Annotated in this window: 15 protein-coding genes and 1 other RNA gene; 7 read left to right on the top strand and 9 right to left on the bottom strand. The window is 69.0% G+C overall.

Annotation, left to right across the window (positions count from 1 at the left end):
• Nucleotides 1-8 precede the first annotated feature (8 nt).
• Genes ACZ3KP_RS34635 through ACZ3KP_RS34615 form a run of 5 tightly spaced genes read left to right on the top strand, consistent with a single transcriptional unit; the run spans nucleotide 9 to nucleotide 6,292 of the window.
• Entirely contained in the window at nucleotides 9-1,313 is a 1,305-nt protein-coding gene (locus ACZ3KP_RS34635) for an ABC transporter substrate-binding protein (RefSeq protein ID WP_467504425.1), read from the top strand.
• On the top strand, nucleotides 1,310-2,197 hold the full coding sequence (locus tag ACZ3KP_RS34630) for a carbohydrate ABC transporter permease (protein ID WP_467504423.1): 888 nt from the start codon (nucleotides 1,310-1,312) through the stop codon (nucleotides 2,195-2,197). Before ACZ3KP_RS34635 ends, ACZ3KP_RS34630 begins: the two co-directional genes overlap by 4 nt.
• On the top strand, nucleotides 2,194-3,015 hold the full coding sequence (locus ACZ3KP_RS34625) for a carbohydrate ABC transporter permease (RefSeq protein WP_467504422.1): 822 nt from the start codon (nucleotides 2,194-2,196) through the stop codon (nucleotides 3,013-3,015). The genes ACZ3KP_RS34630 and ACZ3KP_RS34625 overlap by 4 nt, the downstream gene beginning before the upstream one ends.
• Nucleotides 3,016-3,026: 11 nt before the next feature.
• A complete protein-coding gene (yicI, locus tag ACZ3KP_RS34620; protein ID WP_467504421.1) occupies nucleotides 3,027-5,285 on the top strand; it encodes an alpha-xylosidase in 2,259 nt (752 codons plus the stop codon).
• A complete protein-coding gene (locus ACZ3KP_RS34615; protein WP_467504419.1) occupies nucleotides 5,279-6,292 on the top strand; it encodes a LacI family DNA-binding transcriptional regulator in 1,014 nt (337 codons plus the stop codon). Before yicI ends, ACZ3KP_RS34615 begins: the two co-directional genes overlap by 7 nt.
• A 270-nt stretch (nucleotides 6,293-6,562) precedes the next feature.
• On the opposite strand, the gene ACZ3KP_RS34610 is transcribed toward ACZ3KP_RS34615, so the two are convergent.
• The 5 genes from ACZ3KP_RS34610 to ACZ3KP_RS34590 form a co-directional block, all read right to left on the bottom strand.
• A complete protein-coding gene (locus tag ACZ3KP_RS34610; protein ID WP_467504417.1) occupies nucleotides 6,563-7,306 on the bottom strand; it encodes a hypothetical protein in 744 nt (247 codons plus the stop codon).
• A 75-nt stretch (nucleotides 7,307-7,381) separates the two neighbouring features.
• Nucleotides 7,382-8,545 (bottom strand): DUF6183 family protein, encoded by a 1,164-nt coding sequence (locus tag ACZ3KP_RS34605; protein ID WP_467504415.1) that lies wholly within the window; start codon nucleotides 8,543-8,545, stop codon nucleotides 7,382-7,384.
• Between the two features lie 199 nt (nucleotides 8,546-8,744).
• Nucleotides 8,745-9,144: a transfer-messenger RNA gene (gene ssrA, locus ACZ3KP_RS34600) on the bottom strand.
• A gap of 93 nt (nucleotides 9,145-9,237) precedes the next feature.
• Nucleotides 9,238-9,780: an SsrA-binding protein SmpB gene (smpB, locus tag ACZ3KP_RS34595; protein WP_467504534.1), complete on the bottom strand. Its 543-nt coding sequence runs from the start codon at nucleotides 9,778-9,780 to the stop codon at nucleotides 9,238-9,240.
• A gap of 68 nt (nucleotides 9,781-9,848) precedes the next feature.
• Nucleotides 9,849-11,018, bottom strand: a complete 1,170-nt coding sequence (locus ACZ3KP_RS34590; RefSeq protein ID WP_467504413.1) for a S41 family peptidase — start codon at nucleotides 11,016-11,018, stop codon at nucleotides 9,849-9,851.
• A gap of 222 nt (nucleotides 11,019-11,240) precedes the next feature.
• Here ACZ3KP_RS34590 and ACZ3KP_RS34585 point away from each other — a divergent pair, with 222 nt between their 5' ends.
• Entirely contained in the window at nucleotides 11,241-12,557 is a 1,317-nt protein-coding gene (locus ACZ3KP_RS34585) for an RNA-guided endonuclease InsQ/TnpB family protein (protein ID WP_467504412.1), read from the top strand.
• Here the strand turns inward: ACZ3KP_RS34585 and ftsX are convergent.
• Both ftsX and ftsE read right to left on the bottom strand, forming a co-directional pair.
• Complete coding sequence (ftsX, locus tag ACZ3KP_RS34580; protein ID WP_132890502.1) at nucleotides 12,484-13,404, bottom strand: permease-like cell division protein FtsX; 921 nt, start codon at nucleotides 13,402-13,404, stop codon at nucleotides 12,484-12,486. The two genes, ACZ3KP_RS34585 and ftsX, sit on opposite strands and share 74 nt — an antisense overlap.
• A 46-nt stretch (nucleotides 13,405-13,450) precedes the next feature.
• A complete protein-coding gene (ftsE, locus tag ACZ3KP_RS34575; protein ID WP_046729172.1) occupies nucleotides 13,451-14,140 on the bottom strand; it encodes a cell division ATP-binding protein FtsE in 690 nt (229 codons plus the stop codon).
• Between the two features lie 257 nt (nucleotides 14,141-14,397).
• On the opposite strand from ftsE, the gene ACZ3KP_RS34570 reads away from it, so the two are divergent.
• The gene (locus ACZ3KP_RS34570; protein ID WP_046729173.1) at nucleotides 14,398-14,589 is read left to right on the top strand and encodes a hypothetical protein; all 192 of its coding nucleotides are present in this window, start codon (nucleotides 14,398-14,400) and stop codon (nucleotides 14,587-14,589) included.
• A gap of 119 nt (nucleotides 14,590-14,708) precedes the next feature.
• Here the strand turns inward: ACZ3KP_RS34570 and ACZ3KP_RS34565 are convergent, their stop codons facing one another.
• Both ACZ3KP_RS34565 and prfB read right to left on the bottom strand, forming a co-directional pair.
• Nucleotides 14,709-15,341 (bottom strand): hypothetical protein, encoded by a 633-nt coding sequence (locus ACZ3KP_RS34565; RefSeq protein ID WP_467504410.1) that lies wholly within the window; start codon nucleotides 15,339-15,341, stop codon nucleotides 14,709-14,711.
• A 318-nt stretch (nucleotides 15,342-15,659) separates the two neighbouring features.
• Nucleotides 15,660-16,766, bottom strand: a complete 1,107-nt coding sequence (gene prfB / locus ACZ3KP_RS34560) for a peptide chain release factor 2 (protein WP_132890500.1) — start codon at nucleotides 16,764-16,766, stop codon at nucleotides 15,660-15,662.
• Nucleotides 16,767-17,196: the final 430 nt, after the last annotated feature.

Genomic DNA, 17,196 nt, shown 5'->3' with positions numbered 1-17,196 from the left:
GGCACTGGATGTCGACGACACGAACGCGAACAGGGCGGATACGACGGCTGACGGCGGCGGCGGTGGTCCTCTCCGGATCACTGCTGCTGACCTCCTGCGGCGGCTCGGGCGGCAGCACGTCCGACGCCAAGACGCTGCGGCTGTGGCACTACGAGGCCCCGAACAGCGCGATGGGCATCGCCTGGAACGAGGCCGTCAAGGAGTTCGAGGCGAGCCATCCCGGCGTGAAGGTGAAGTACGAGGAGAAGAGCTTCGAGCAGATCCAGAAGACCGCTCCGATGGTCCTCAACTCCTCCGACGCCCCTGACCTCATGGAGTACAACAAGGGCAACGCGACGGCGGGACTCCTCTCCAAGCAGGGGCTCCTGACCGACCTGACCGCGGAGGCGGCCAAGCGCGGCTGGGACAGGGAACTCAGCGCGGGCGTGCGCACCACCAGCCAGTACGACGCCGACGGCGTGATGGGCTCCGGCAAGTGGTACGGAGTGCCCAACTACGCCGAGTACACGATGGTTTACTACAACAAGGACCTGTTCAAGAAGTACGGGATCGCCGAGCCGAGGACGTTCGACGACCTCACGGCGGCGATGGGGAAGTTCGTCCAGAACAAGGTCACCCCGCTCGCCAACGCGGGCTCCGAGTACCTGGCCCAGCAGTACCTGTACCAGCTGGCGCTGTCGAAGGCCGACCGCTCGTGGGTCGACAGGTACGAGCTGTACAAGGGCAAGGTCGACTTCCACGACACCGCCTGGACGTACGCGGCGGACACCTTCGCCGACTGGGTGAAGAAGGGCTACATCGCGAAGACGTCCAGCGGGACCACCGCCGAGCAGGCGGGCGTCTCGTTCATCCAGGGCAAGGCGCCGATCCTGTTCTCCGGCAGCTGGTGGTACGGCCGCTTCCAGTCGGAGGCGAAGTTCGACTGGGGCAGCTTCCTGTGGCCCGGCTCGAACCTCACCCTGGGCTCGGGCGGCAATCTGTGGGTCGTACCGAAGAACTCCGGGAACAAGGACCTCGCCTACGACTTCATCGACATCACCATGTCGAAGAAGATCCAGAACCTGCTCGGCAACAAGGGCGGAGTCCCGGTCGCGGCCGACCCGGGCGCCATCACCGACCCCAAGTCGAAGCAGCTCATCGCCGACTTCAACACCGTCAGCAAGCGCGACGGCCTGGCCTTCTACCCGGACTGGCCGATCGCCGGCTTCTACGACACCCTGGTCTCCGAGACCCAGAAGCTGATCACGGGCAGCGAGAAACCCGACGCCTACCTGAGCAACCTCCAGACGGCGTACGACAAGGGCACCAAGTGAGGGTGCGCCGGGACTCGTACGCCCTGTTCCTGCTCCCCGGTGCCCTCGCCTTCCTCGCGGTCGTGGTCGTCCCGTTCCTGATGAACACGGGCCTCGGCTTCACCGACTGGCAGGGCGTGGGCAGCCCGCACTGGTCCGGGCTCGCCAACTACCGTGAGCTGCTGCACGACTCCGAGTTCTGGGCGTCGTTCCGGCACAGCCTCTTCATGGTCGTCGCGATGGCGGTGCTCCCCACCGTGCTCGGACTGGTGCTGGCCGCCGCCCTGTTCGACTACGTCGGCAAGCACTTCGGCACCCGGATCGCGGCGGTCCTGCGCGCCTGCTTCTACCTCCCGCAGGTCCTGCCGGTCGCGGTGGCCGGCATCGTCTGGAGCTGGATCCTGGCCCCGGACAACGGTTCCCTCAACGCCCTCCTGAAGGCGGTCGGCCTGGGCTCCTGGCAGCAGGACTGGCTCGGCGACCCGGACCTCGCCCTCTACACGGTGATGGGTGTGCTCGTCTGGGTCCAGCTCGGCTTCCCGCTGGTCGTCTTCATGGCCGGGCTCGGCCGCGTCGACCCCCAGTTGTACGAGGCGGCCGAGCTGGACGGCGCCGGCTGGTGGCGCCGCTTCCGGCACATCACGGTGCCGGGGATCCGCCCCGAGGTGTACGTGGTCCTGACCTGGTGCACGATCGCCGCGCTGAAGGTCTTCGGCGCGGTGTACGTGCTGACGAAGGGCGGCCCCGGCGGCGCCACCGACGTCCCCTCCTACTTCTCCTTCACCACGTTCTTCGAGAAGACCCAGGTCGGCTACGGCTCGGCGATCTCCACGGTCCTCACGGTGATCATCCTGGCCCTGGCCGTGCTGGGCCTGAAGCTGCAGAGTCGGGTGGAGGACTCATGACCGCACTGCGCCGCTACCCGGTCCTGCTCGCCCTCTGCCTCGCCGCCCTCTTCATGGTCGTCCCGTTCCTCATCGTGGCGGTCAACGCGGTGAAGTCCCCGGCCGAGTACTCCCGAAGCGGCCCGCTGAGCCTCCCCCACGGCCTCTACCTCGACGGCCTCAAGGACTTCTGGCAGCGCGTCGACTACACCCAGAAGCTCGTCAACTCCACCCTGATCAGCGGCTCGGTGGCGCTGCTCGCCAGCGTCCTGTCCGTCCTCAACGCCTATGCGATCGGCGTCGGCCGGATCCGGGGCCGCACCTGGGTGCTGGCCTTCTTCGTGCTGGCCAACCTGCTGCCGCAGGAAGCGCTGGTCTACCCGCTGTACTACCTGAGCAAGCAGGCGGGCCTGTACGACACCAGGCTCAGCGTGATCATCGTGTTCACGGTGATCCAGTCGGCGTTCGGGACGTACCTCCTCTCCGCGGTCCTCGGGCAGTTCCCGCGCGAGATCATCGAGGCGGCCCGGATCGACGGCGCCGACAAGTGGCAGATCCTGGTCCGGATCGTCGTCCCGGTCAGCCGCCCGACCCTCGGCGTGCTGCTGGTCTTCTTCTTCATCTGGACCTGGAACGAGTTCCTGCTGCCGCTGGTCATGCTGATCTCCAACGACAACCAGACGGTCTCCGTCGCCCTCGGCGTCCTCCAGGGCCAGCGCCTGATGGACGCCACGATGACCAACGCGGCCGCCCTGCTGGGCGTGCTCCCGGCGATCGTCTTCTTCCTCGTCTTCCAGCGCACGCTCACCCGGGGCATCGCCGTGGGCGCCGTCAAGTAGGGGGTACGTGAGTGAAGTTCACCGACGGCTACTGGCTGCTGCGCGAGGGCGTCACCGCGGACCACCCGGTCGAGGTCCTCGACGTCACGGCCGCGGAGGGCGCGCTGGAGATCCATGCGCCGACCCGGCCCATCCGCCACCGCGGCGACCTGCTGAGGGGACCCGTCCTGACGATCACCGCCCACACCCCGATGCCCGACGTCATCGGCGTCACCTTCACCCACTTCGAGGGCGAACAGCCACGCGGCCCGCACTTCGAGCTGGGCCGGGCCGACCTCGCGTCCCAGGTGTCGTACGACGACGAGTACGCGACCCTGGTCTCCGGTTCGCTGTCGCTGCGGCTGAGCCGGACCGCGCCCTGGCGGCTGGACTTCCTCGCCGGTGGCCGCACCCTCACCTCCAGCGGCCCCAAGGGCATGGGCATCATGCGGGACTCCGCGACCGGCGCCCACTACCTGCGGGAGCAACTGGGCCTGGGCGTCGGCACCTCGGTCTACGGCCTCGGGGAACGCTTCGGCCCGCTCGTCAGGAACGGCCAGGTGGTCGACATCTGGAACGCGGACGGCGGCACGGCCACCGAACAGGCCTACAAGAACGTCCCGTTCTACCTCACCGACGCGGGGTACGGGGTCTTCGTCGACCATCCGGGGAAGGTGTCGTTCGAGGTCGGCTCGGAGGCGGTGTCGCGGGTCCAGTTCAGCGTGGAGTCGCAGCAGTTGACGTACTACGTCATCCACGGCCCGAGCCCGAAGGAGATCCTGCGCACGTACACGGCCCTGACCGGCCGCCCGGCGCTCCCGCCGGCCTGGTCCTTCGGCCTGTGGCTCTCCACGTCCTTCACCACCTCCTACGACGAGAAGACGGTGACGTCCTTCATCGACGGCATGCGGGAGCGCGAACTTCCGCTCTCCGTCTTCCACTTCGACTGCTTCTGGATGCGGGAGTTCAACTGGTGCGACTTCGAGTGGGACCCGCGGGTCTTCCCGGATCCGGAGGGGATGCTGGGGCGGCTGCGTGAGCGCGGGCTCCGGGTGTGCGTGTGGATCAACCCGTACATCGCGCAGCGGTCGCCGCTGTTCGCCGAGGGCAAGGCGCTGGGGCACCTGCTGCGGCGACCGGACGGCAGCGTGTGGCAGTGGGACCTGTGGCAACCGGGGATGGCGCTGGTGGACTTCACCTCCCCGGCGGCGCGTGACTGGTACGCGGCCAAGCTGGCGGCCCTGCTCGCCCAGGGTGTCGACTGCTTCAAGACCGACTTCGGGGAACGCGTCCCGGTGGACGTGGCCTGGTCCGACGGCTCGGACCCGGAGCGGATGCACAACTACTACACCTACCTGTACAACCGGACCGTCTTCGAGGTGCTGCGCAAGCACCGCGGGGAGGGGGAGGCGGTGGTGTTCGCGCGGTCGGCGACCGCCGGGAGCCAGCAGTTCCCGGTGCACTGGGGCGGCGACTGCGAGTCGACGTACGAGGCGATGGCCGAGTCGCTGCGCGGCGGTCTGTCGCTCGGCCTGTCCGGCTTCGGCTACTGGAGCCACGACATCGGCGGCTTCGAGGGCACCCCGACCCCGGCGCTGTTCAAGCGGTGGCTGGCCTTCGGGCTGCTGTCCTCGCACAGCAGGCTGCACGGTTCGTCGTCGTACCGGGTGCCGTGGCTGTTCGACGAGGAGTCGGTGGTCGTGCTGCGGCACTTCACCCGGCTGAAGCTGAGCCTGATGCCGTACCTGTACGAGGTGGCGCGCACCGCTGCCGCCGAGGGGCTGCCGATGATGCGCGCGATGGTGCTGGAGTTCCCGGACGACCCCGGGTGCGCGCATCTGGAACGCCAGTACATGCTGGGGCCGGACCTGCTGGTGGCGCCGGTGTTCGACGACGAGGGACAGGTGGCCTACTACTGCCCCGAGGGCACCTGGACCCACTTCCTTACCGGCCGCACGGTCACCGGCCCCCGCTGGATCCGCGAGCGCCACGACTTCCTGAGCCTTCCGCTGCTGGTCCGGCCGGGAGCCGTGATCCCGGTGGGCGCGGTGGCCGACCGGCCCGACTACGACCACGCCGACGGGGTGACCCTGCGGGCGTACGGCCTTGAGCGTGGCGCGCAGGTCACGGTCCCGGTCGGGGAGGTCACCTTCACCGTCGTACGCGAGGGGAACACCCTGCGGGCCTCGTGCAGTGAGCCGGCTTCGGCCTGGAGCCTGGCGGCCGGGGAGCGGACGGCGCGGGCGGCGGCCGGTACCGGGTTCCTCTCGCTGGAGCTGGGCCGATGGTGAAGATCACGGACGTGGCCCGGCACGCGGGGGTCTCCCCCAGCACCGTGTCCTACGCGCTCAGCGGCAAGCGCCCAATCTCGGAGGAGACCCGGCGCCGTGTCCAGGCGGCCGTCCGGGAGCTGGGCTACCGCCCGCACGCCGGCGCCCGCGCCCTCGCCAGCAGCCGCTCCAACGTGCTCGCCCTGGTGATCCCCTTACGCACCGGGATCCACGTCCCGGTGGTGATGCAGTTCGCGGTGTCGGTGGTGACCACGGCCCGCCGGTACGACCACGACGTGCTGCTCCTCACCCAGGAGGAGGGCGAGGAGGGCCTGCACCGGGTCGCCGACACGGCGCTGGTCGACGCCCTGATCGTGATGGACGTCCAGCTCCACGACCCCCGGCTGCCGCTGCTGCGCACGCTGGAACGCCCGTCGGTGCTGATCGGCTTCCCCGCGTCCGCCGAGGGTCTGACCTGCGTCGACCTGGACTTCCGTGCGGCCGGTGAGCTGTGCGTGGAGCGACTGGCGGGGCTGGGGCACCGGGTGGTGGCGCTTGTCGGGTCGCCGCCGGAGGTGTACGTCCGGGAGACCGCGTTCGCCCAGCGGGTGGTCCAGGGGTTCACGGCCGCCGCCGACCGCAACGCGATGGCGTCCTCCGTCCACCCCTGCGAGGCGACCCCCGCCGGAGCACGCCGGGTCGCCGAGCGGCTGCTGCGCGAACAGCCGGCGTTGACGGGCGTCGTCGTCCACAACGAGGCGGCCCTGGAACCCCTGGTCGAAGCCTTCGAGCACCTCGGCCTCCGCGTCCCCACCGACCTGTCGGTCACCGCGATCTGCCCCGACGAACTGGCGACGTCCCTCCGCGTCCCGGTCACCTCGGTGGCCCTGCCGGCCGCGGAACTCGGGGAGCGGGCGGCGGAGTTGCTGATGCGGAAACTGGGCGGCGAAGCGGACGTGCCGGAGGCGACGCTACTGGCGCCTCGGCTGACGGAACGGGCGAGCACGGCGCCGCGCGAGGCCCTCTGACAGCACACACGAAACGGCGCTCCGCACCGGGAACCACCCCGAAACGGAACGCCGCCGAGGGCCACGTCCGCAGTGCAATGGCGCGCACAATTGGCGAGCGCGCTACGGACCTCGGCGGGCAGGAAATCCACCCGCTCGCCCTCGGCCGTGACGGCGTCCCGGTCGGCCAGGTCCGCCGGGAGGGCCGGCCGGTCACTGTCCAGCGGGATCCTGCGGGTGCAGGCGCCAAGGTCGTCGTGCGCGGCCGGTCCTCGGGCACACACCCTCGCGCTACAACTGCCGGTCTCCTCGCCAGCTGACCGACGTGATGGCGGCCAGACCACCGTTCGCCAGGCCCTTGTAGGTCACCGTCCGCGACTCACCGATCTCGTGCGCGAGGCGTTGCGCGAGTGCCGAGCCCGTGCGGAACAGCCTCTCCCACTCAGCGTCGTACTTGCCGTCCTCCCGGTACCGCAGGTCCAGGTTGAGGGTGTCGTCGATGCCCTTGGCCCATGCGTACAGATCGGCTATGAGCCCCTCGGACAGGTCCAGCGCGGCGGCCGGATCGTCGGGGAAGAAGTCCCCGAACCCGTCGGAGCGCAGGGGACCGTACTTGAACTCGCCCTCGACCGTGATGTCGATCGGGTGTGGCGGCGTGCCGTGGCTGTCGCGTTCCCAGTGGAGACGGTCGCAGCCCCAGCACACCCACTTCGCCGACCTGTGGCGCTCGTCCCGGTAGCGCACCGCCCACGACGGCCCGAGGTGCCGGGCCAGCCGCTGGGCGAGAGCCAGGCCCTGTGAGACGTGCCTCCGCAGCTCGGGACGGGAGACGAAACCCTCCTTCGGGCGGGTGAGTACCCAGCAGTGCAGCGCTTCGGCCAGCTCCTTGGGGAGGGCCAGCCGGTCGTCATCCAGCGGGACGTCACGGGTGAAGGCGTCGTGGTCCGGGTCGGCCCAGGAGACTTCCGGCTCGTACAGCGGCGACGGCCCTCCCCGGGCCTGCACGAGCAGGAACCGTGGTTCTTCGCAGGTCATACTGGGTTGGCTCCGATCACGTATCCGTTGTCACCCACGCGGCTCGCGCACGGGCGGTGCTGTGGTCACCGGGAATCAGTCCGTGTCCGTTGCCGTGAGGACCGCGATCTCCTGGCCGCCTGGTCGCAAGGCGACCACGGCGAGGTCCCAGGCCACTTGATGGAACCAGTCCGACGAGGGGTCGGCGATCAACCAGTGGGCCTGTTCGACCAGCATGGCCGTGTGACCGATCGGCGCGTCCGGGGCGGCGCCGACCAGGCCGCCCAGGGAGCGCCAGGCAGCGAGTCGCCCGTACGCACCGAACATGCCGGTGCCGTAGGCGGGGCTGCGCACCGCCGTGGTGAGCAGCACCTGCAGCACTCTGTCGGAGGCGGCCGAGTATAGGAAGGGCCTGGCCTCCCCCATCGGCCATGCTGTGAGTGGCAGCCGCTCGAAGACGGCTGCGAAGTCGTCCGGTGAGACAGGGGACGCGGACCAGAACTCCTGCGCGGCGACCCTGCCGTTGGACTCCTGAAGCCAGTGCCGCACCGCAGCGGTCATGGCCCCGGCCACTTCCGGGATGGTGGTGTCCGCCGGATCGATCGCGACCGTGCGCCGACGCATCTCCGGCGAGACGTGGAGTGGGGGTCGATCGCTGTGCTTCGCCACCGTTGCCGGGGGCGACGCCCACGTCCAGTCGTGCGGAGCGTGTTCTGGCCTGAGCAGCGCACGCTCCGCCGGCAGCAGGTGGAGCGGCAGAGGTGCCAGCGGGTGCTCCTCCGCCACGAGCGCTTCGCCGAAGGATTGCAGCAGGGGGTGCTCCGGGACTGCGACGCCTGCGAGTACCAGCTCCTGCAGCAGGCAGGCTCTGAACTCGTCCGACGCCGCGGTGCCGAGCTGCTCGCCATAGACGACCGGGACGATGTCCGCAGGCCGCTGCCCCAGGGCCACCATCTGGGCCAGGCGTCGCTCGGCCCTGGTCCGTGCCGGCTCTCCGGTCTGCAGGGTGCTTGGCAGGCACATCAGAGCGCGCAGGCTCTGCCGGCCCGCCGTTGCGGCGAGAGCGGTCTGCAACCGGTCGAGCAGGAAGGTGTGTTCGGACGACTCCGCGCCTTCATGAGCGGCCCTCCGGGCGAGCTCCGCGCCGAGCAGCGTCGCCCACTCGAAATCTCCGGACTCAACCCTGTGCTGGATCTCTTCGCCAAGTGCGGACGCGGCTGAGAAGCCACCGTCCAGCAGTTCTTTGATCCGTTGAGTCATGTCGCTGTAAATGGTGGAATCTCTTTGCCTCACGGTCGGCTCGGCCCGACGCGCGTAGGCACTTTAGTGAAGCTGCGCAATCTCTGTGAAGGTTTTTTGACTGAGCGGCGTCAATCTTCACAAGACGGCCGGACGGCGGCCTCGCGGACACGACGAAGGCCCGGTGGTCGGGGACCACCGGGCCTTCGTGACATGGAGACTGTGGAGATGGCGGGAATCGAACCCGCGTCCAACGGTGCGGAACCAGGGCTTCTCCGTGTGCAGTTCGCTGTGATTTTCTCGGCCCCGGCGATCACGCGAACAAGTCGCCGACGGGCCCAGTCACTGTTAGATTTCCCTCTTCACCCCGTGACCGGGATCAAGGTTTAGTTCCCTAGCTGATGCCAGGATCCGGGTCGGGAACAGCCCCGGGCTGACACTCCCGTGTAGGAGGCTCGCGATCGCTACCTGAGATCAGGCAGCGAGGGCGAAGGCCTGCTGGGAGGAATCGCGCTTGGAAGTGGCGATTATTTTTTTCGGCCTGTGGTTTACGAGATCATGGCCGCTTTCTCGACACGCTTCCCCTGCCTCGACATCCGCTGTCGAAACCGATCATCCCCATGTTGATTTTTCAATCTTCACACCGGCTTCCCCCGGTGTTGGTGCCATCGTACGTGACCAACGCCCGCCGATGCCACTGCATTCCCGCGCGCCTACGCCCCCCGCTGCCGCCGCTTCGCCGCGGCGATGGCGCGCCCCGCCTCCCGGCGGTCCTGCTGCTCGCGCAGGGTCTGCCGCTTGTCGTACTCCTTCTTGCCTCGCGCGAGGGCGATCTCCGCCTTGGCCCGGCCGTCCTTGAAGTACAGGGCGAGGGGCACGATCGTGTGACCGGTCTCCTGGGCCTTGGCCTCCAGCTTGTCGATCTCCTCCCGGTGCAGCAGCAGCTTGCGCTTGCGGCGCACCGAGTGGTTGGTCCAGGTGCCCTGGCTGTACTCGGGGATGTGGGCGTTGTGCAGCCACGCCTCGTTCCCGTCGATCTGCACGAAGCCGTCGACCAGCGAGGCCCGGCCCTGACGCAGCGACTTCACCTCGGTGCCGGACAGCACCAGGCCGGCCTCGTAGGTGTCGATGATCGCGTAGTCGTGCCGCGCCTTCTTGTTCTGCGCGACGATCTTGCGCTTGCCGCCCTTCTCGCCGTCCCTGGCTTTGGCGGCCGTCCCCTGCTGCTTCTGCTGGGACTCTTTCGGTACGTACATTCCCTTGGCCATAGTGCCCTCCATTTTCGCACTACGGAGGGGGTGCGAGGGAAGCGGTTATGCGGGTGCTACGAGGGGTCGCCGAGCCCGCTCAGCACGGTCTCCGCCCGCCGCAGCGCCCCGGAGCCCACCTCCAGGTCGGGGGTGATGCCCCGGCCGTCGACGGCGTGGCCCGAGGGGGTTCGGTAGTGGCCGACGGTGAGCTCGGCGACCGAGCCGTCGGGGAGCCGGGTCGGCATCTGGATGGAGCCCTTGCCGAAGGTGCGGGTGCCGAGGACGACCGCGCGGCCGCGGTCCTGGAGGGCGCCGGTGAGCATCTCGGCCGCGCTCATGGTGCCGCCGTCGACGAGCGCGACCAGGGGTCTGACGGTGTCGCCGCCGGGCTCGGCGTGCAGGGAGCGCTCCACGCCGTGCACGTCGTAGGTGGCGACGAGGCCGCCGTCGAGGAAGGCGGAGGCGGCGGTGACGGCCTCGGTGACCAGGCCGCCGGAGTTGCCACGCAGGTCGAGGACGATCCCGCCGTCGGCGGGGGCCTGCCGGACCGCGTCGCGCACCAGGTCGCCCGAGCCCTTGGTGAAGGCGGAGATCCTGATGACGGTGATGCCGGCGGCCGCCTTGCGCACGGTCACCGAGTCGGTGGACAGCAGCGCCCGGCGCACGGTCTCGCGCCACGCGCGCGTACCTCGCTGGAGGCCGAGGGTGACGGTCGTACCGGCGCGGGCGTCGGTGGCGTCACCGCGCAGTAACGAGACGACGTCGGTGACGGGCCGCCCGTCGACGTCCGTCCCGTCCACGCTGCGCAGCCGGTCGCCCTTCCGGACGCCCGCCTCCGACGCCGGCGACCCGGCCTGCACCCGGGTCACCTCGATACGGCCGTCCCGCTCCCGCCGCGCCCACAGCCCCACACCCGTGTACTGGCCGTCGAGCGCTTCCTCGAACTCCTGGTACTCGCCCTCGGAGTAGACCGCTGCCCACCGGTCCCCGCTGCGGCTCACGGCCCGTTCGGCGGCCTCCACGGGGGACTTGCCGTCGGCCATGGCCTCGGCGGCGGCCTCGGCGACGTCCTCGCGCCGGGGCGCCGGACGCGCGTCCTTGGCGGGTGTCTTCCGGTCGGGCTGCCCGGGGTCGGGGAACGCCCCGGTGGCCGCCCCGGTCACCAACAGCCCTGCGAACACCAACGTCAGAGCCGCCCCCCGGCGAACCCGGCGGGACTGACAGAACAGCTCTCGGCCTGACATGCCGGTGAGTCTAGGACAACGAAAAGGGCCGCACGGGCGGTTGCCCGTACGGCCCTCGTGGCATCCATCACGCATCTCTGTCCCATGGGGAACGCATCGTCCACGCGGTGATCAAGAGTTCACTCGCCAGAGTGGCAAAGGCCCGACAGCGGCCGGACGTTCGGACTTCGCGCATACGGTCTGGTGACGGACGCGGAACGACTGACCAGAGGAACCGACGACATGACCCAGAGGCGCCAGGAGGCCGAGACGGCGGCTGGGCATGTCCGGTACACCTATCGACTGCGGGTGTCGTCCTGCGCCCGGAAGGCGCTGCTGGCCGAGTGGGGGCGCTGCCGATGGATCTGGAACGAATGTGTGGCCCGATCGAAGAGGGCCCATCAGGCGGCCGAGACCTGCGGTCCGGCACAACTTGATCGCATGTTGACCGCTGCTCGTGCTGTGACCCCCTGGTTGGCTGCGGGCTGCAGTGTGCCGCAGCAGCAGGTCATCCGTTACTTCGGCAAGCCCCGGGCGAAGGCGCAGAAAGACATCAGGGGACGCCTGCCACAGCGGCAACGGACCGGAATGCCCAAGCACAAGAAGAAGCGCGACGCATCGCCGAGCCTGAACTACACGAAACGTGGTTTCCGGCTGAAGAGCGGCCGCCTACACCTCGCCGGGGGAATCGTGCTGACCGTGGTGTGGTCTCGGAGGCTGCCCGCCGCGCCCTCCTCGGTACGCGTGTACCGGGACCGCGCCGGGCACTGGTACTGCTCCTTCGTGATCACTGCCAAGGTGCAGCCGCTGCCCGCTACGGGCCACGTGCTCGGCGTGGACTGGGGTGTCAAGGAGACCGCCACCACGACCTCCGACGCACACGATCTTCCGCACCCCCAGCATGGCCGCAAGGCTCAGACAAGGATGACTCGATACGACCGAATGATGGCTCGCCGCAAGCCCCGAAAAGGACAGACCGTCTCGAAAGGCTATCTTGAGGCGAAAAAATGGCGCGCCGAGGCCTACGCGAAGATCGCTCGGCAGCGGCAGGACAGCGCACGCAAGTGGGCGAAAAGGGTCGTGACCGACCACGACGTCATCGCGGTCGAGGGCTTCCGACCGAAGTTCCTCGCCAGAACGACCATGGCCCGCAAAGCAGCCGACGCCGCCATCGGCGCCACGAAGAAGGCACTGGTCGAGATGGCTCGCAAACATGGGCGGGACATTCGTCTCGTGCATCCCGCCCACACCACGATGGACTGCGGAAGGTGCGGAGCGAGAACCAAGCACGCCCTCCCGTTGTCGGAACGAACCTACACGTGCACCGCGTGCGGAGTGGTGTCCCCACGGGACAAGAACTCCGCACGTGTGATGCTCGTCCGGGCCGGTCTGGCCCCGGCTGGCACCGAAGACACAAGACCTCCTGGAGCGCTGCTCCAGGAGGCGGTCCGAGCCAGGAATCCCCTCCCTCTCGGGAGGGGAGCGGTCAAACCTTCAGGTACTTGCGCAGCGCGAAGAAGGCGGCCAACGCCGGCATCAGCAGGCTCGTCGCCAGGATGAGCGGGAGTTTCGTCAGCACCGCGTCCCAGCCGATGAAGTTGATCAGGTTCAGCTTCTGGGAGAGGGCCAGGCCGTGGTCGATGATGAAGTAGCGGGCCACCACCAGGAATCCGCACGCCACCGTGCCGCCGATCAGACCGGCGACGGCGGCCTCCGCGATGAACGGGGCCTGGATGTAGAAGCCGGAGGCGCCGACCAGGCGCATGATGCCGGTCTCGCGCCGACGGCTGAACGCCGAGACACGCACGGTGTTGACGATCAGCATCAAGGCGACCACCAGCATCAGGGCCATGACCATGCGGGCCGCCCAGTTCATGCCGTTGAGCAGACCGAAGAGGTTGTCCAGGATGCCCTTCTGGTCCTGCACGGACTGGACCCCGTCACGGCCGTCGAAGGCAGTGGCGACCACCTGGTACTTCTGCGGGTCCTTGAGCTTGATCCGGTACGACTCCTGCATCTGGTCCGGCGTGAGGGAGTCGGCCAGCGGCGAGTCGCCGAACTGCTCCTTGTAGTGCTTGTACGCCTCGTCCTGCGACTCGTAGGTGACCTTCTGCACGATCGAGGTCATCTTGTCGAGGTCGGCCTTGATCTGCTTCTTCTGGTCCTCGGTGACCGCGCCCTTGGCGCAGTTGGGGTCCGATTCGGCGTCGCTCTTGTTGCAGAGGAAGATCGAGACGTTGACCTTGTCGTACCAGTAGCCCTTCATGGTGTTGACCTGGTCGCTCATGAGGAGCGAGCCGCCGAAGAGCGCCAGGGACAGGGCGACCGAGACGACGACCGCGAAGGTCATCGTCAGATTGCGGCGGAGACCGACACCGATCTCCGACATTACGAACGAGGCGCGCATGGCGTCGGGTTATGCCTTTCCGTGGACGTCTGCGAAGTCGTGGCGGTCAGTGCTGGTAGCCGTAGACGCCGCGGGCCTGGTCGCGGACGAGGCGGCCCTTCTCCAGCTCGATGACGCGCTTGCGCATCTGGTCCACGATGTTCTGGTCGTGGGTGGCCATGATCACGGTGGTGCCGGTGCGGTTGATGCGGTCCAGGAGCTTCATGATGCCGACCGAGGTCTGCGGGTCGAGGTTGCCCGTGGGCTCGTCCGCGATCAGCAGTTTGGGCCGGTTCACGAAGGCGCGCGCGATGGCCACGCGCTGCTGCTCACCGCCGGACAGCTCGCCGGGCATGCGGTCCTCCTTGCCGCCGAGCCCGACGAGGTCGAGCACCTGGGGCACGGACTTGCGGATCTCGCCCTTGGACTTGCCGATGACCTCCTGGGCGAAGGCCACGTTCTCGGCGACCGTCTTGTTGGGCAGCAGCCGGAAGTCCTGGAAGACCGTCCCGAGCTGGCGGCGCATCTGGGGCACCTTCCAGTTGGACAGCCGGGCGAGGTCCTTGCCCAGGACGTGCACCTGGCCGTGGCTGCATCGCTCCTCGCGGAGCACCAGCCGCAGGAAGGTGGACTTTCCGGAGCCGGAGGACCCCACGAGGAACACGAACTCGCCCTTCTCCACTTCCAGGGACACATCCCTGAGTGCGGGGCGGGTCTGCTTGGGGTAGACCTTGGAGACATTGTCGAATCGGATCACGGATGCACCACGGGTCGCCGGGGGTAGATGAGCGTGACCATACGCGAACCGGGTGAGGAAGCGCAGGCGCCGGTCATGGTTGAGCGGTGCTTGTGCTGTTTTGTTCCGGGACGGATTCCCCCCGACGCCCCGGAGAACCGGTACGGGCTCCGCGGACGGCCGCGCTCTTTCGGGGTGAACCTGGCACAGTGGGAGGGGAACGTTCTCGTTCCGCGGAGCGTTGTGTAGGTAATGGCCGGTGCAAGGAGGGCGAGCGCATGACGTACGACCGGTTGGTGTGCGCGAACTGTGCGGCGCCCGTGAACGAAGGCCGGTGCCCCGTGTGCCGCGCCAACCGCGAGCGTCTTCAGCAGGAGAGTTTCCTCGGCGGTCTGAACCCGATGGCGCTGATCGGGCTGCTGGCGGTGCTGATCGCCGCGGTGGCGCTGTTGGCGCACCAGACCGCGTAGCGAAGTTCTTACCCAGGCGCGGACCCGGGGGCGCGACCCCAGCGCGAAAGGGCCCGGAGCCGTAGCTCCGGGCCCTTCCTCATGCGTCGCTCGTACGCTCCGTGAGCGTAGGGCTACCGTCAGGCCGCGGCGCCGCCGCGGCCGCCCATGAGGCGCGGCAGGACGCGGAAGCCGACACCACCGGCGATCATGGTGGCGGCGCCGACGATCAGGAAGGTCGTCTGCGCGGCACCGGTCTCGGCGAGCTGGTCGCCGCCACCCTGGGCCTGGGTGTTCGACGTGTCGGAGCCGGTGTCCGTGAGGGAGGAGGTACCCGCCTCCTGGGCGGAGGTGCCGGAGTTGCCGTCGGTGCCGGTGTTGTTGCCGCCGCCGTGGCTGCCGCTGCCGCTGCCGCTGGTGCTGCCGTCGGACGGGGTGTCGCTGGTCGGCTCGTCCGTGGGCTCGGTGGGCTCGTCGGTCGGCTGGGTCGGCTCGTCCGTGGGCTCGCTCGACTCGGAGGGCTCCTGGCTCGCGGGCGGCGTGGAGGCGGGCTCGCTGGTGGCCGGTGCGGTCGGGATTCCGGTGTCGCTCGGACCCGGGTCGGGCGTCTCGTCGTCCGCACCGAGGTTGACGTTGGCGGAGACGCCGGTCTCGTCGGCGCTGACGCCGATGGAGAGGGCGGAGGCCGCGCCGGCCGCGGTCAGCGAGGCACCGGCGGCGATCACGGCACAGGCGGCTATCCGCGCGACCCGGATCCGCGTCTTCTTGGTCATCTGGTTGCTACCCCCAGTAGCTGATAGTCAATGAGCGGGCGCATGGGGCCGGCCGTGATCGACGGGGGCGGTAAAGGCGTTGCCAAGTCCCCCGGTTCACATGCGCCCCAGAGATACGCATGCCACGCTTCACCCTTCCCATTTTTCAAAGCAACGTCAAGGCCGTTGCGCGCGCGATGTCCAGTTGCGCGCGGAATGCGGGGAGTTGAAGCGTGTGAGTGTGACGTAAAACCCAGACATTCCCGGGACAAACGAGAACTGCCGCCACGGGGGCGGCAGTTCACGATCGTTCGGCCCGTCATGGGCAAGTCGACAAAGTTACTTCTCCTGCTGCTTGCGCCAGCGAATTCCGGCCTCCAGGAAGCCGTCGATCTCGCCGTTGAAGACGGCCTCGGGGTTGCCCACCTCGTACTCGGTGCGCAGGTCCTTGACCATCTGGTACGGGTGCAGCACGTACGACCGCATCTGGTTGCCCCAGGAGTTGCCGCCGTCGCCCTTGAGGGCGTCCATCTTGGCCTGCTCCTCCTGCCGGCGCCGCTCCAGGAGCTTGGCCTGGAGGACGTTCATGGCGGTCGCCTTGTTCTGGATCTGCGACCGCTCGTTCTGGCAGGAGACGACGATGCCGGTGGGGATGTGGGTCAGGCGCACCGCGGAGTCGGTGGTGTTGACGCCCTGGCCGCCGGGGCCCGAGGAGCGGTACACGTCCACGCGCAGCTCGGACTCGTCGATCTCGATGTGGTCGGTCTGCTCGACCACGGGGAGGATCTCGACGCCGGCGAAGGAGGTCTGGCGGCGGCCCTGGTTGTCGTACGGCGAGATGCGCACGAGGCGGTGGGTGCCCTGCTCGACGGAGAGGGTGCCGTAGGCGTACGGCACCTGGACGGCGAAGGTGGTCGACTTGATGCCGGCCTCTTCCGCGTACGACGTCTCGTAGACCTCGGTCTTGTATCCGTGCTGCTCGGCCCAGCGCAGGTACATGCGCTGGAGCTTCTCGGCGAAGTCGGCGGCGTCGACGCCGCCGGCCTCCGCGCGGATGTTCACGAGCGCTTCGCGGGAGTCGTACTCACCGCTGAGCAGCGTCCGGACCTCCATCTCGTCCAGCGCCTTGCGGACGGCGGCGAGCTCGGACTCGGCCTCGGCGCGGGTGTCCGGGTCGTCCTCCTCCTCGGCCATCTCGAAGAGCACGGCGAGATCGTCGATCCGCCCGCGCAGCGCCTCCGCCTTCCTGACCTCGGCTTGGAGGTGGGAGAGCTTGCTGGTGATCTTCTGCGCCTCGTCCGGGTTGTCCCACAGGGACGGCGCGGCCGCCTGCTCCTCGAGCACGGCGATGTCTGCCCTCAGCTTGTCGAGGTCCAGAACGGCCTCGATCGACTCCATGGTCGAGGAGAGGGACTTGAGCTCTTCGGATACATCGACGACTGCCACGCCTCCAGCGTAACGGCTCCGCCAACCGACGACGCCCGACGGGTCTCGGCCCCGGCGTCCCGCCGGGGCCGGGCAGGGCGGAGGCGGGAGCGGAGGCAGGGAGCCGTGGGCGGGAAAGGGCGGAGGAGGGGCTGGGAGCGACTCCCGGCCACCGGCAGTCGCCTCCCGCACCGGCCGCCGGGGCTCAGCCCCGCCTCCGTCGGGGGCGGGGAGGGGGCGGGGGCGGGGGCGGCTCGCGGCGCCGGCCGACGGGCTCCCGGCAGCGACACCGCCGGGGCTCAGCCCCGCTTCCGTCGGGGGCGGGAAGGCGACTGGGGGCAGCTCGCGGCGCCAACCGACGGGCTCCCGGCAGCGACACCGCCGGGGCTCAGCCCCGCTTCCGTCGGGGGCGGGAAGGCGACTGGGGGCAGCTCGCGGCGCCAACCGACGG

It is taken from the genome of Streptomyces sp. NPDC020958 (assembly GCF_055562175.1).
Note: the sequence above shows the minus strand (reverse complement) of the source record. Positions and strands in the feature narration are given on the sequence as shown.